The sequence below is a fragment of the SAR324 cluster bacterium genome (genome assembly GCA_015232315.1).
GTDB lineage: Bacteria > SAR324 > SAR324 > SAR324 > NAC60-12 > JADFZZ01.
Genome location: JADFZZ010000017.1, coordinates 1 through 14,639, shown reverse-complemented (window position 1 = coordinate 14,639; position 14,639 = coordinate 1). Strand labels below are relative to the sequence as shown.

Annotated in this window: 9 protein-coding genes; 5 read left to right on the top strand and 4 right to left on the bottom strand. The window is 47.2% G+C overall.

Annotated elements, in window-relative coordinates; all coding sequences use genetic code 11:
- Positions 1-216 precede the first annotated feature (216 nt).
- Positions 217-1,554: a chemotaxis protein CheX gene (locus HQM11_12305; GenBank protein MBF0351806.1), complete on the top strand. Its 1,338-nt coding sequence runs from the start codon at positions 217-219 to the stop codon at positions 1,552-1,554.
- Positions 1,555-1,569: 15 nt separating this feature from the next.
- On the opposite strand, the gene HQM11_12300 is transcribed toward HQM11_12305, so the two are convergent.
- Genes HQM11_12300 through HQM11_12290 form a run of 3 tightly spaced genes read right to left on the bottom strand, consistent with a single transcriptional unit; the run spans position 1,570 to position 6,368 of the window.
- Positions 1,570-1,848, bottom strand: coding sequence for a hypothetical protein (locus HQM11_12300; GenBank protein ID MBF0351805.1), 279 nt, complete (start codon positions 1,846-1,848; stop codon positions 1,570-1,572).
- 25 nt (positions 1,849-1,873) lie between these two features.
- Positions 1,874-4,684: an Hpt domain-containing protein gene (locus HQM11_12295; GenBank protein MBF0351804.1), complete on the bottom strand. Its 2,811-nt coding sequence runs from the start codon at positions 4,682-4,684 to the stop codon at positions 1,874-1,876.
- A gap of 43 nt (positions 4,685-4,727) precedes the next feature.
- Positions 4,728-6,368: a hypothetical protein gene (locus tag HQM11_12290; GenBank protein MBF0351803.1), complete on the bottom strand. Its 1,641-nt coding sequence runs from the start codon at positions 6,366-6,368 to the stop codon at positions 4,728-4,730.
- Between the two features lie 348 nt (positions 6,369-6,716).
- On the opposite strand from HQM11_12290, the gene lpdA reads away from it, so the two are divergent.
- The 3 genes from lpdA (at position 6,717) to HQM11_12275 (ending at position 12,791) form a co-directional block, all read left to right on the top strand.
- Complete coding sequence (gene lpdA / locus HQM11_12285; GenBank protein MBF0351802.1) at positions 6,717-8,120, top strand: dihydrolipoyl dehydrogenase; 1,404 nt, start codon at positions 6,717-6,719, stop codon at positions 8,118-8,120.
- A 232-nt stretch (positions 8,121-8,352) separates the two neighbouring features.
- Positions 8,353-11,025 carry a pyruvate dehydrogenase (acetyl-transferring), homodimeric type gene (aceE, locus tag HQM11_12280; GenBank protein ID MBF0351801.1) on the top strand — a complete coding sequence of 891 codons (2,673 nt, stop codon included), beginning with the start codon at positions 8,353-8,355 and terminating at the stop codon, positions 11,023-11,025.
- 119 nt (positions 11,026-11,144) lie between these two features.
- A complete protein-coding gene (locus tag HQM11_12275; GenBank protein MBF0351800.1) occupies positions 11,145-12,791 on the top strand; it encodes a dihydrolipoyllysine-residue acetyltransferase in 1,647 nt (548 codons plus the stop codon).
- A gap of 27 nt (positions 12,792-12,818) precedes the next feature.
- Here HQM11_12275 and HQM11_12270 read toward each other — a convergent pair whose 3' ends face one another.
- Positions 12,819-13,817: an integron integrase gene (locus HQM11_12270; protein ID MBF0351799.1), complete on the bottom strand. Its 999-nt coding sequence runs from the start codon at positions 13,815-13,817 to the stop codon at positions 12,819-12,821.
- Positions 13,818-14,046: 229 nt separating this feature from the next.
- Between HQM11_12270 and HQM11_12265 the strand changes: the two genes are divergently transcribed.
- Positions 14,047-14,490 (top strand): hypothetical protein, encoded by a 444-nt coding sequence (locus tag HQM11_12265; protein MBF0351798.1) that lies wholly within the window; start codon positions 14,047-14,049, stop codon positions 14,488-14,490.
- Positions 14,491-14,639: the final 149 nt, after the last annotated feature.

Here is a 14,639-nt window from a genome sequence, read left to right as displayed (position 1 = left end):
AATAATATTTGACAGTTTATCTTGAATCTGTGATTAATTCTTTAGACACAGTCGGTAATCCTGTGTCATATACTATTTTATCTAAACATATCAGATATTAAATCGGAAATTTGATGTTTTTCCAAGAAAACCGGAATAAAAATAAGTGAAACTGTTTTTTCTCACAAGTCATTCTTTGTTAAAATTTTCTGACCAGACTGCAAAGGAAACATTCTAATGCGAGTAGAATATATCAATCCATTTTTGGCTTCAACAATGAAAGTTCTCCAGACGATGGCCATGACAGATGCCAAGCCCGGAAAACCTTACAAGAAAGAAGATCAATCTACTCATGGAGTGATTTCGGCTATCATTCCCCTGACTGGTGGTACCAGAGGCAGTATCAGCATCAGTTTTACGGAAAGCTGTATTGTTTCGATTGTGAACAACATGCTGGGCGAATCCTATGAGGCGCTCAACGATGATGTCGCTGATGCCGTCGGCGAATTGACCAACATGATTTCCGGGGAAGCCCGTAGAGAACTGGCTGAAGAAGGATTTATCTTTCAGGCAGGTATTCCCGCGCTCATCAAGGGAGATAACCATTTACTGGAACATGGAATTCATGGAATTGTCGCGGCCATTCCCTTCAAAACAAAAGATGGAACATTTACAGTTGAAGCCTGTTTTGAATCAGAACAATATTTCGATCAGTCTGCGGAAAACCAGAAAAAAGCGGCAATCAAAGAATCCAACTCTGCGCTCATCCCGATTCAACTCAGTTCATTCATGAGTGACAACCACACAAAATTCAGAAGTTACGCGCTCAAACCCAACAGTCAGGTCATGGCCCCTAATTTTTTCCTGGTACCTGAATACATCGGTCCGACAGAAGGCAATGATTACTGTAACTTTACTGCCCTTGAAATTCATATCTGCCCGGAAACACTGTTTGCCAGCAATGTTCTGAATTACTTTCGACATTCACAGAATCCTACTAATGAACTTTTGGAAGATCCCGCCTTGAAGGAACGGTTCACGATCCAGATGGAACCCATGAAAGACATGCTGGGAGGACTTTCCAAAACAATGAACACGGTCAAGCGAACGACAGAAAACGCTGTGCTGGCCTATCAGCTTGCGATGCGTACATCCGAACTGCTGTACAGTTATGATTCAGACAAATTTGGCAATGAACTTCACAAATTGGGCGAATACGCGCTGAAAGCCGCGGTGTTGGCAAAGATTGAGAAATCCATGGATCGTGAACAGGAATTTCTGGGAATCGCTTTGGGGGCTTACCGCAAAATTCTGCCCACAGCGATGGGCGAGCAGTTTTTCCGTTGCTGTTTCAGAGTGGTTGCGCTTTCCGTCTATCTGGAAGAATATGCTTCAGCAAAATCATCCATTTCCATGATGATCAAACACTATCAGGAGCATTCTTCAGAGATCGTTCCTGAAAGTGCTCCCCGTATTAAACGATACATTCAACTGGTGGATAAAATTTTCAAAGCCAAAGAAGATTACTCCATGAGTCGCCATCAGGATCGAACCAATTACCAGTTCCTGGAATAGGCCTTCTTTGTTGATTCAAGATTCCCTGATCCAGGACTGAATAATTCGGGCTGTTTTCCAGGGAACCGTCCTTGCGTGTCTTAAGCCTTCCTCTATTTTCTGCTTCGTATCTTTAATCGGAATTTCCAGTTCTGTTTCTTCGTGGATGACAGGCATTTCATGATGATCCTGTAATACTTCTTCATGAAGACTGTTTTTCAAAGCTTTCAGCAATGGCAGCAAAACCACTGTCAACAGGATCAGACCGATCAAACCAAATACAAGCTTCACACATTCGATAACCAGTATTTCCATAGCATTGATCCTGTTCATCCATGCATTATCCGTCAATTTTCACCGCGAATTTTGCAGGAAAGGTCAGCACAAACGCAAAGGTTTGATAAGCCCCTTCTGTTTGTCCGGTGAATTCAATCTTGACGGTTCCCTGTTCACGTTCAATGAAATTTTTTACGGCATCCATTCCTACCCCACGGCCTGAAATTTCAGAGACCTTTTCAGCAGTGGACAAGCCTGAATGAAAAATAAGTTCAGCCACAGCCTGACGGGTTCCGCCATCAGGTGGTAAACTCTGTTTCTCAATCCCTTTTTCACGCAATCGTTTGATGTTCAGGCCGGCCCCGTCATCCTGATACCTGAAAACCAGCAGGTCACCCTCTACAGAACATTGCAACGAGATATTGCCCTGAGCGGATTTACTGTTTGCCTTTCGTGAATCAGGAGATTCAATTCCGTGATCCAGGGAGTTTCTGAAGATGTGCATGAACACATTACGCAGCAATCCTGTAATCTGGTTTTTGATATAAACACCCTCTGATTGAATATGGATAGCAGGCGGCTGTTTTCCCAATTCCTGTGCCAGCGACGGCAACGAGTCCAAGACGCCGGAAAGCGCATCCCGGACAGTGGTCATGCCGATCAGCGAAAGTGTGTTGTTAAGCTCATGCACCAGGGCTTGAAGCGCGATCAGGTCGTCATGGTCTGTCTGTTGAATAGTGAGCAGTGCTTGTTTGATTTTTTCCTTTTCCACCATGAAAAATCGTTCCGCGTCACCACGGCGACCCGGACCTTTCCGGCCCAGTTTTTTGATGTTGATCTGTTCATAGTCTTCAATGATTCGGCGAACCTCTGCCAGTTGTGCCAGTAATTGTTCCGGATTCCAGACTGAATCGGGATTCCGTCGCAGTTCATCATACGTCTGTTCGGCCTCATGAACCACATTCGTGATGAACAGCAGGGCATAGGTTCGGGCATTGCCTTTGATGGTGTGCATATTCCTGAATAATAAATCCAGCACTTCGCCATCCTTGTGAGCGGTTTGAGTGAGCAGTTTCCGGTTTTCTTCGAGAAATTCATGGGCACTGGTAAAGAACTCAAAAATCTTTTCCTGAGAAACGCCCAATATATGAGAAATGATTTCCAGATCTCTTTTTTGTTGTCCGGCTTGTTCCCGCAGTTTCCTGATTTCTGTCATATCCCTGACGCAAATGAGAATTTTTTCAATAAACTCATCTTCATCACAAATAGGCCCCCAGGACAACTCAAGATATTTATTGCGCCCTTCCGGCAGAATATAAACCATTTCAAGCGGGAAAATGTGAGAGTTGATGATGAAATTTGCCATGTGTTCACCGACACAGGCACCAATGGCGGTCTCGATGCTGTACCGCGCATCGACTCCCAGATCGGTGCGGTCAAACATGAATTCCATGACGTCCCTGCCAGCCACGTGGTTTGTTTCAAAAATTTCTTCCAGATAGCGGGAATATTCGGGATGAATCAGCATTTCTTCGGTCACAGTCAGTATGCCCTGATCCATATTCTGTAACATGCTCTGAATGTCTGTCGTTTTCTGACGCAACTGGCGGGTGCGTTCATCCACTTTTTGTTCGAGAGTTCGACTGTAGTCTTCAATAATTTTGTGCGATCGATCCAGTGCTTCATGCACTGCGGCAAAACGGTTGGCCTGGGCAATGGTCAGACAGATCATGAAAAACAGGGTTCCTTCACCAAGCAACAAGGGAGCCTGATAGACATTCATGTTCATCAACTGATCATTGACTGAACTGGCAATGACGACAAACATACCCAACGACATCAATGAAGCACCGACCTGTTTTTCCCGAATAGCCCGTGTGAGCAACACTCCGGTATAAATATAAAAAAGAAGAGAGACAGGGCCAATAACAGGCAATCCGATTTTGAAGGTCCATTTGGTCCAGTCGTTAAAAATCAAATCGGATGCGGGAATCAATGCCCATGCCGCAATAATGCCCACCAGCATTTTGGTCCAGCGTGTCACAGGATAATCAAAAGTGTAATGAAAATAGGGCAGATAGGACAGCATGGTCAATGGAATGGTGAACCACCATATAAGCCAGACCCATGTGTTTTCCGGAAAAATAGAAAACGCGAGATAGGGGTTGAACAGCACCCACATCGCGTTTGACAGCAACACACAGCCAAACCAGAAATAGGCAATGGCTGTGCGTCGTTTAAAAAACATCTGCCAGTGATAAAACGCCAGAAAGACAAACACGCCGGTCAGAATGGCATTCCAGGCCCAGCGAAAGATATATCTCGTGTTCACCACATCGGTCAAACCCAGAAATATTTCCGGACTGGGGCCACTCACGCCAATCAGACGGGTGCCTTCCAGCAGGAGCCTGTTTTTTCCCGGTCGCAGATCTCTGGCATCAAAATGAAACTGGGTGGGACCTGTCTGCACAATTTCGCCCAGTTCCCGGTATTCATGGAGGCGCTGTCCGTTCAGGATGACGGTGTAATTTCCATTGACGGGAATCAGCAGACTCATGGGATGCCCCTCAAACTCGGGACTGATTTCAAATTCAAGGCCCAGCCAGGAATTGTATTTTTCTGTTTCATCCAGAGTCAGGGTGATCTGACCATCAGGGACCTGCCACGAACGCCATTTCCCATCATTCCAGTCAGGAATCACCCGGGCTTCATTCCCCGAATGCAACAACCATGTTCCCGTCAGACGATAGGCACGAGCCGTGTTTTTCAACGAAATATGACCATTCCTGACACCGGTGTTGTCCACATTTCCACAGCCCGCGATTAGCCACAAACCAAGGCAGGCGCATGTCATTAACAAAATTTGGCGAATCATGTGTTCCACTCCCTTAAAGTTGTCATTTCACAGTCGTGTTTTGTCAGAAGGCGTATTTACCATTCAAAAAAATCCGATCATTGTTTTTATATTTTTCAGTCACAACATTCTGTTCTGTGCCACCTTCATAGCCGACGCCACCGACCTGGATTGAGAAATGGTCATCAACCTGATATTCCAGAGACAAACGTGAAAAACTGCCATTTTCACCTTCTTTCCCAAAGATCATTCCAAGCAAAACAAGACGCAATGTATTTCTCCGGAAATTTCGACGATAACTGACAACTTCCGTAAAATTTTCGTCCAGCACCCCATCCACCGCATTGTTGAGGCGTTGATCAAAATTGTTTAATTGCTGACGCAGGATTTCAAACGTCATCGTCGTGTCCGTGAGGCCGGCATATTCTATTGATCCCAGCAGATCCTCCCGTTGCCATAGTGTCTCCGGGGTAGCAAAATAACGTAACCCGTCCAGCACTGCCATTTCAGCCTTCAAACTCCAGTCTCCGATAACCCGGTTCCAGGCGGTGCCTCTCATGAGCAACCGACTGTGCTGGCGTTCCATCAGGACAGGGATCACTTCGCCTGTAGGTAGCATCTGATACTGGCGAACCACCAGATGAAAGGTGTCGTTGAACACATCAGCCCAATACAGGGAACCGTCAAAAGAGCCGAATTGAAAATTGAGGGCCAGTCCATATTCCCAGTTTTTCCGGTCGTCACTTTTTGGCATCTTTTCAGGAGGCAACGGCCCCTCCAGTGGATAAAACTCACTGCCATAAGGCGGAATTTTGTCAAAGCGGATTTCATGAATGAGCACGCCCTGCAAATTCACGTTTCCGGCATAAACATCCAGACGGGTCATCGTGACCGGCAGACGGAGATCATCGATATCAACCATTCCGGGTTCCCGGTTATCCAAAGGATTCAGAATATCCGTGACCCGCAGATAATCAGATTTTCCCCAGACCAGTATCTGACGTCCAAACTTGAGATCCACGCTGAAGGGCAGGTTGGATTGAATATACACTTCGCGGAGTTCTGCTTCAGTTTCATGCTCTCTCAAGACTTCTTCCGAAAACCGGCTTCGATCCTGCAAACTGTAAAACAGATCGTGAGAAGCCTTTGCGCTGACCTTGGCTTTCCAGCCTGTTTCCAGATCCATTTTCCAATCCAGTTGCAAATAAAATTTCAGTTTTGATAAGCGGCTGTAGTCCGGCAGGTCAGGATCTTCAGGTTCAGGATAGGCATGGTTGTAACTGCTGTTAAAACCATAGGTACCATGCAACACGCCTTGTTCCCGGATTGTCTTGTAAATCAGCCAGACAGGTTGCGGAGTTTCACGGGGTTGTTCGGGTTGCAACCGTTCCATGAGTATTTCAAGGGGTTGCTTGTGTGTTTCAGTGGGAATCATTTCCTCAAGGGGAACATCGTCCAGTGATCTGACTTTTGAGGTTTCTGCGGGTGGTGTTTCATCCCCAAAGCCTGACAAGGCGGCATCTTCTTCATCCGGGGCCTCTGAGCTGTCAAATCCATCCAGCGCCTCTTCTTCCTGAATTTCCTGTGCCATTGCCACCGGAATCATCGTGTTGGAATCAAGCACGAATTGCGCTGGAATCATACAGAGAAGAAGAATCCCGATATGGACAAGGCGATAATCGGATAACCTGAATGTTTTTTTCATGATCATCAACTTACAGCTCCCCGGTAAACCAGTTCCCATTCATGAGACACCAGCACCAGTCCGGTGAAGGTCACAGGGACCGGATATTTATTGAGGTGGTCATCAGCCAGATAAGGAATGAAGAATGGTGAGTACTTTTTCGGTTTATAACGTAAAACAAATGCTGAAGCAAGAAATGGAACGCTCACATGATTGAATATTGGCGAACTTATGCCGCAAGCAAGAATCAAACGCCCATCTTTTCAAAAATTCCTCATTTCTCATCCTTTACAATTACAATGTTTCCAGTTACGGATGTAAGAAAGTGTTCAAGCAATTATGTTTTTGTTATTCAATTCAGGACATCTCATGGAACAGATTCAAACAAATACAGTAGTCATTGGCGGTGGTCCGGGTGGATACGCCGCGGCCATTCGATTGGGACAGCTTGGTATCGAAACCGTGCTGATTGAAAAAGAACATGTCGGCGGCACCTGTCTGAATGTCGGGTGTATTCCTTCCAAAGCACTGCTTCATGCGTCAGCCAGTTTTACGCACATGAAAAAAGAAGCGCCTGTGCTGGGAATTCATGTGGCGGAGCCTACCATCAACTGGGCAGAAACCATTGGCTGGAAAGACGGGATCGTGAAACAACTGGTGCAGGGAATTCAGGGACTTCTAAAAAACAACAAGGTTCAGCTCATCAAAGGCTCAGGAAAGTTGCTGGGACCCAATCAGGTGGAAGTTGACAGTCTTTCCCCGGTGCGGATCGACTGTCAGAACATTATTCTGGCAACCGGCTCCAAAGTCCTCAATCTGCCACCTTTTCCCGTAGATCAGCAAAAAATTCTGGATTCTACCGGGCTTCTTTCGCTCAAGACCATTCCACAATCCATGGTGATGCTGGGCGGTGGAATCATTGGCATGGAAATGGGAACGGTCTATGCGGCACTTGGCACCAAAGTTACCATTGTGGAAATGCTGGATCGAATTCTTCCCACCTGCGAATCCGAATCCGCGGGATTGGTTGCCAGGGAATTTAAAAAAATGGGTGGCGATGTTTTCACTTCGACCAAAGCTGTTTCGTGCGACACTTCCGGGAAGAGGATCAGGCTGACTTGTGAGAAAGAGGGAAAAAGCCTGATTCTCGAAGCCGATTTGTTGGCCGTCACGGTGGGGCGACGACCCAATTTTGACAATCTCAATCTGGAGGTTCTGGGACTGCAACTGGATAAAGGCAGAATTCCGGTCAATGACCAGCTTCAAACCATTTTCCCGAATGTGTATGCGATTGGGGATGTCATCAATGGCCCCATGCTGGCTCACAAGGCTACAGCCGAAGGTGTGCTTGCCGCTGAAATCATTTCCGGAGAAAAAGCCTCAAGAGAGGACCTCCGGATTATTCCTGACGTGGTTTATACCAAACCGGAAGTGGCTAACGCCGGCTTGCTGGAAGAACAGGCCCTCGCCCGGGATATTCCCATAAAAGTCGGAAAATTCCCGATCGCCGCACTGGGCCGCTCACTCACCACCAATGAAGCGCTGGGGTATGTGAAATATGTGGCTGACGCCGCTGATGACCGAATCCTTGGCGCAACCATTGTTTCCTACAAGGCCTCAGAAATGATTGCGGAAGCAACCCTGGCGATTGAAATGGGCGCAACCCTGGAAGATGTCGCGTTGACCATCCATCCGCATCCCAGTTTCAGTGAAGGACACATGGAAGCCGCCGCCGCGGCCTTGAAAAAAGCTATCCATATTTTTAACAAATGACGTAGGGGTGAAACATACGTTTTTTTCACAAACGATGTAGGGGCGATTCGCGAATCGCCTATCCATATTTTTAACAAATGACGTAGGGGTGAAACATACGTTTTTTTCACAAACGATGTAGGGGCGATTCGCGAATCGCCCCTACAGGCAGAATCACATAAAATTTTCCGCGTCCCACATCTGGATACAGAAAATTGGTTTAATGAATAAAATTTTTGAACAGGATCACACTATGGCTCCCGAAAATAAAACGAGAAACGAAGAGGAAGAACTTGAATTGGTTGAATGGCTGGAATCGCTGGATTATGTTCTGGAAAAAGAAGGAACAGGCCGGGCCAGATTTCTGATTCAGTCTTTACAGCATCATGCGTTTCAAAAAGGATTGCGATTCACGTATTCAGCGCACACCCCCTACATGAACACCATTCCGACGGAAGAAGAACCGGCTTATCCCGGTAATGTCAATCTGGAATGGATGATTCGCAGTTATATTCGCTGGAATGCCATGGCCATGGTGATTCGTGCCCAGCGTGACGGCTCGGATGTCGGGGGACACATTTCCTCCTTCGCTTCATGTGCCACCCTGTATGAGGTTGGCTTCAATCATTTTTTCCGTGCCCGTTCTCCGGAATATGGGGGCGATTCGATTTACTTTCAGGGGCACGTAGCTCCCGGAATTTACGCCCGCGCCTTTCTGGAAGGCCGTCTTACCGAGCAACAATTGAATAATTTCAGAAAAGAACTGCATCCCGGCGGCGGACTTTCCTCTTACCCGCATCCCCGATTGATGCGCGATTTCTGGCAATTCCCCACAGTGTCCATGGGACTGGGACCGTTGATGGCCATTTATCACGCCCGCTTCAATCGCTATCTGGAAGACCGCGGACTCAAACCTAAAAATGGCGGCAAAGTCTGGTGCTTCATGGGCGATGGTGAAAGCGATGAACCGGAATCTTTAGGCGCGATTGGTCTGGCCGGACGTGAAAAACTCGATAATCTGATTTTCGTGGTCAATTGCAACCTTCAGCGACTGGATGGGCCTGTGCGGGGCAATGGAAAAATCATTCAGGAACTGGAAGGTCATTTTCGCGGCGCGGGTTGGAATGTCCTCAAGGTGATCTGGGGCCGGAGATGGAATCAGTTATTTGCCCGTGATGAACATGGAATTCTGGCAAAACGAGCCATGGAAGCCGTGGATGGGGATTATCAGAAATATTCGGTGGAACCACCGTCGTATGTGCGGGAACATTTTTTTGGAAAATATCCTGAACTGGCCAAATTGGTGGCGCACATGACCGATGAGGACCTGATGAAACTCAATCGGGGCGGACATGATCCCTACAAAATTTTCGCCGCTTATCAGGCCGCGACTGAATATCACCATGGCCCAACGGTCATTCTGGCCAAAACCGTCAAAGGCTATGGTTTGGGCGAAAGCGCGGAAGCCAAAAACATCACGCATTCGCAAAAAAAGCTGACAGAAGCCGAACTTAGAAAATTCCGTACCCGTTTTTCCATTCCGTTGTCAGACAAAGATGTGGCGGACGCGCCTTTTTATATGCCGCCGCAAGACAGTCCTGAAATGCAGTATATGCGTGCCCAACGCGAAAAACTCGGTGGATCCCTGCCACGGAGAATGTCACAGTGCATTTCCCTGAAATTGCCTGAAGACAAGGTGTTTGAAGAGTTTCATAAAGGCTCTGAAGGGCGGGAGGTTTCCACCACAATGGTCTATGTCAGAATGCTCACCAAACTCATGAAAGATAAGGAAATCGGCAAATATATTGTGCCTATTGTTCCTGATGAGGCACGGACCTTTGGCATGGAAAGCCTGTTCCGCGCCTATGGAATTTACGCCTCCAAAGGACAATTGTATTCCCCGGTGGATTCAGACACGTTGCTGTATTACAAGGAATCCACCGATGGACAGATTCTTGAAGAAGGCATCAATGAAGCCGGTGCGATGTCGTCCTTCATCGCGGCAGGATGTTCTTATGCGACCAATGGAATTCCGATGATTCCGTTTTACACCTTTTATTCCATGTTCGGGTTCCAGCGTGTGGGCGATCTGGCGTGGGCCGCGGGGGATTTGATGTGCCGCGGATTTCTGATCGGAGGCACCTCCGGACGGACGACCCTCAACGGCGAAGGACTTCAGCATCAGGATGGACACAGCCATGTTCTGGCAAGCACCATTCCCAACCTGATCACCTATGATCCATCCTTTTCCTATGAACTCGCGGTGATTCTCAAAGATGGTCTGCGCAGAATGTATGTGGAACAGCAGAACGTGTTCTATTACCTCACGGTTTGCAATGAAAACTATGAGCATCCGGCAATGCCTGAAGGCGTTGAAGAGGGCATTCTCAAGGGAATTTACAAACTTAAAAAAGTGAAGCCCGGAGCGGTTCATGTCCACTTGTTTGGTAGCGGAAGCCTCATCAATTCTGCTCTGGAAGCCCAAACCATTCTGGAAAAATATAAAGTCACCGCGGATGTGTGGAGTGTGACTTCCTATGGAGAACTCAGACGCGACGGACTGGACTGTGACCGCTGGAACCTGCTCAATCCGCTGGAACCGGAAAAAATTCCCTATGTGACACAAGTTCTGAAAAATGAATCAGGCTCCGTGGTCGTTGCTTCCAGTGATTATATGAAAGCACTGCCGGATTCGATCGAAAAATGGGTCCCCCAAACCATGATTTCACTGGGAACAGACGGGTTTGGCATGAGTGAGACACGAACAGCCCTGAGAGATCATTTTGAAGTGGATGCCCGGCACATGGTTTATGCGGCCTTGGGCGCGCTGGTCAGAAAAGGTGAACTGAACAAAAAAGTGCTTCAGCAAGCCGCTAAAGATCTGGAAATTCGTTCTGACAAACGGGATCCCATGTCACTGGCTTAAATTGAACACACACCGCGTCTTTGAACATGAAAGGTACAGAGGTGAAGCCATACAAATCTTCTGTGCCTTTGTGACTGAAAGTTACAATTCATCATTATTTTTTGAAAGGAAATGCTGCAATGGCTAAAGAATTCAAACTGCCTGATCTGGGGGATGGCATCAAGGGTGGAGATGTGATCAATATATTGGTCGCACCCGGTGACACACTTCAGGTGAATGACCCTGTTATTGAAATTGAAACTGACAAAGCAACTGTGGAAGTGCCCTGCGATATTGCGGGCAAAATCGTAAAAATATTGGTGAAAACCGGCGATCATATCGAAATTGGTGCCAGCCTCATGACGCTTGAAACCGCTGAAGCCGCAGAATCGTCTGCTCCTGCCAAACCTGTTGCTTCAAAGCAAGCTCCGGCGTCGGCATCAACACCTCCCGTTCAGGATGAATCCCGTAAAGCGGCACCTTCGACACCAGCCTACAATCTGAAAAAAGACGATGGTCCTGTGGTGGAACAACTCAAAACACCGGATCTGGGGGACAGCATTGTCGAGGCTCAGATCACATCGATTCTGATTTCGGCAGGGCAAAAAATCAATGTGAACACCCCTGTGGTGGAAGCCGAATCAGACAAGGCGACTTTTGAAATTCCCTCCACCTTGAACGGAACCGTAAAATCACTGTTTGTCGCCATTGGAGACAAGGTGCGGGCTGGACAGTTGCTGGCTGAGGTTGAAATCAGCCGGGAAGCAGACAAAACAGAACCTGTCAAAACACCCCAACCACAATCAGCCAGGGCGGAAAAACAGCCTCAACGGGAACCACTGGTCATGGAAAAACCAACCGTATCGCCAGTGAGCCGTCCTGGAAAAGTTGTGCCCGCGTCTCCGGGAACCCGCAGATTTGCCCGTGAAATTGGCGTGGATATCGCTCAGGTTCCCGGTTCGGGGCCTCATGGAAGAATTTCCAAAGAGGATGTGAAACATTATTCACGGGAACTGCACACCAAACGGCGTGGCGCCTCTGTAACCGGCATGAGTTCTCCGCCGCTTCCCGATTTTTCAAAATTCGGCAAGGTGGAACGGATCAAGATGAGCAACATCCGGGAAGCCACTGCCCGAAACATGACCACTGCCTGGAATACCATTCCGCATGTGACCCAGTTTGACAAAGCCAACATCACTCAGATTGAAGCATTGCGCAAACAATTCAAACCCATGCTGGAAGCCGAAGGCTCCAATTTAACAATCACCGGAATTCTGATCAAGGTGCTGGCGATGGCTCTGCAAAAATATCCGCAGTTCAATACGGCGGTGGATATGGAAAACATGGCCATTGTGCAGAAACATTACCGCAATATCGGTGTCGCGGTCGAAACCCCCAATGGCCTGGTGGTTCCTGTGATCCGGAATGCCGACCAGAAAAATCTGTTCACGATTTCCAGTGAATTGAGTGAGTTTTCCAAAAAAGCCCGTGCGAAAAAACTGTCACCCTCTGATATGCAGGGCGGATGCATCACTGTGACCAATCTGGGAGGAATCGCCGGCACCGGATTCACCCCGATTGTCAACTGGCCTGAAACCTCCATCCTTGGTGTTTCCAAGAGTTCCATGGAACCGGTCTATAAAAATGGAACCTTTGAACCGGCACTCATGATGCCGCTTTCGCTGTCCTATGATCACCGTGTCATTGATGGTGCCGATGCGGCCCGATTTCTGAAATATGTTGTGGAAGTGCTGGAAAGTCCGTTTATTATTTCATTGATGGGGTAATTGCGGGCCAGACTTGATGGAGTCCTCTCATTGATCCAGAGGACTCTTGAGTACATTCAGATTATGTTGCATCACATGTGTATAAAGTTCTGTCGTTTTGACATCGGCATGTCCCAATAATTCCTGAAGAGTTCGAATGTTAACGCCATTTTCCAGCATATGGGTGGCAAAACTATGCCGTAAGGTGTGACAACCGACACGTTTATGAATTCCTGCTTCTCTGGCGGCATTTTTCACCGCTTTTTGCAGTCCTGATTCCAGAACATGATGCCTCATTTCTTTTCCTGAACGTGGATCAATGGAGCGCTGTTTTCCGGGAAAAACATATTGCCATACAGTTTCTCTGGCTCCCTGAGGATATTTTTTCCCCAGAGCATTGGGAAGATAGACTTCTCCAAAACCTGCTTCCAGATCCTGATGATGTAGCGAAACCACGCGGTCAATGTGAGATTTAAGTTCATCCCTGATATTCTGAGGTAAAATGGTCACCCGGTCTTTTCCGCCTTTTCCTCCGCGAATAAAGATTTTGTTCTGCCCGAAATCCACATCTTGAATCCGTAACCGAATGCATTCCATCAAACGTAATCCCCCCCCATAAAGCAGTTTTGCCATCAACAAGTGGGTACCGTTCATCTTCAGCAAAAGCTTCCGAACCTCTTCTTTGGTCAAGACGGTTGGAGGATGTGTTTCTTTTTTTGAGCGCATCGGCGCAATTTCCGCATCGAGTGAAATATCCAGAACTTCCCGATAGAGAAAGACCAGAGCATTCAACGCCTGACGCTGAGTGGAGGCTACCACCTGACCATTGACCGCCAGATCAGAAAGAAATCGTTCCACCTGTTTTGCCCCCAAATCTTTAGGATGCGTTTTTCCGCCATAAAAATGAATGTACCGTAAAATCCATTGGCAATACGTTTGTTCTGTGCGATACGCGTAATGATGATAACGCAATACTTCCCGAACTTGCTCCATCAACTTTAATTCTGGATTTGGACGAAATATGCCTGTTTTTTTTGTGGACTTCATCGGTCTTCTTTGTTAATGATGTGGTCATGGGGAGTTTTCTTTTGGAAGAGACTTTCCATCTTTAGCGGATTAATAACACAATAAGCGGAAAAATCTAAACAAAACTGTAATAAGTGGACAGGTTTTCCATGTTTAGCGGACTAATAGTGGTAATAAGTAGACAAATTAGTCATCTATAAGTTCTGATATCATGGAAAAAGTCCTCTGATTACTCTGTTGGAGTCATAAGATGAGACAAACAATCAGCATCTCAATTCTCACCGCTTTGCTTTGCGGCTGTGCGGCATCGCGAGGCGGCAACAGTAATGAACTGCAGATTCCAGCCAAATGGCAAGCGTCCCACCCGCAAAACGGTAGCAACGTGGTTGCCGTTGTCAGAGTCTTTGCTCCAGTGTCCGAGTCCTACAAAGACCAGCTAACCGGAACGCAGGTCTTTCAGAGCAAAGGCCAGATACTCAAGGTCGATGCCGTATCCGGCGAACGTCTTCCATCTGGTCTTTGGACATACCTGCGTTCGGCTTCCCCCCTCAAGAGTGACGCAGTCCTGACTGTTACCGGGACTCTGACCATATCCGAGCATCAGATCAAAGGTGGTGAGTATCCGGCGACCATCCGAATTAATGAAGCAAAGGAAAAGGACTCCAACAAGAAAATGCAGGCTATTTCACGCTAGCGCGCGAAAAGCCTGATTTAGACGTTCGATCCAATAAATCACCAAAGTTATCATGGCATTTTCTTCATTGGTTGATGTATGATACGGATATGAGGAGATCACATGAAAACAATACAACGATTTGTAATCAATGTATGAAATAAAGGAGA

Coding starts and splice junctions, on each gene's coding strand:
- HQM11_12305 (MBF0351806.1), top strand. CDS start 217: ATGCGAGTAGAATATATCAATCCATTTTTGGCTTCAACAATGAAAGTT.
- HQM11_12300 (MBF0351805.1), bottom strand. CDS start 1,848: ATGGAAATACTGGTTATCGAATGTGTGAAGCTTGTATTTGGTTTGATC.
- HQM11_12295 (MBF0351804.1), bottom strand. CDS start 4,684: ATGATTCGCCAAATTTTGTTAATGACATGCGCCTGCCTTGGTTTGTGG.
- HQM11_12290 (MBF0351803.1), bottom strand. CDS start 6,368: ATGAAAAAAACATTCAGGTTATCCGATTATCGCCTTGTCCATATCGGG.
- lpdA (MBF0351802.1), top strand. CDS start 6,717: ATGGAACAGATTCAAACAAATACAGTAGTCATTGGCGGTGGTCCGGGT.
- aceE (MBF0351801.1), top strand. CDS start 8,353: ATGGCTCCCGAAAATAAAACGAGAAACGAAGAGGAAGAACTTGAATTG.
- HQM11_12275 (MBF0351800.1), top strand. CDS start 11,145: ATGGCTAAAGAATTCAAACTGCCTGATCTGGGGGATGGCATCAAGGGT.
- HQM11_12270 (MBF0351799.1), bottom strand. CDS start 13,817: ATGAAGTCCACAAAAAAAACAGGCATATTTCGTCCAAATCCAGAATTA.
- HQM11_12265 (MBF0351798.1), top strand. CDS start 14,047: ATGAGACAAACAATCAGCATCTCAATTCTCACCGCTTTGCTTTGCGGC.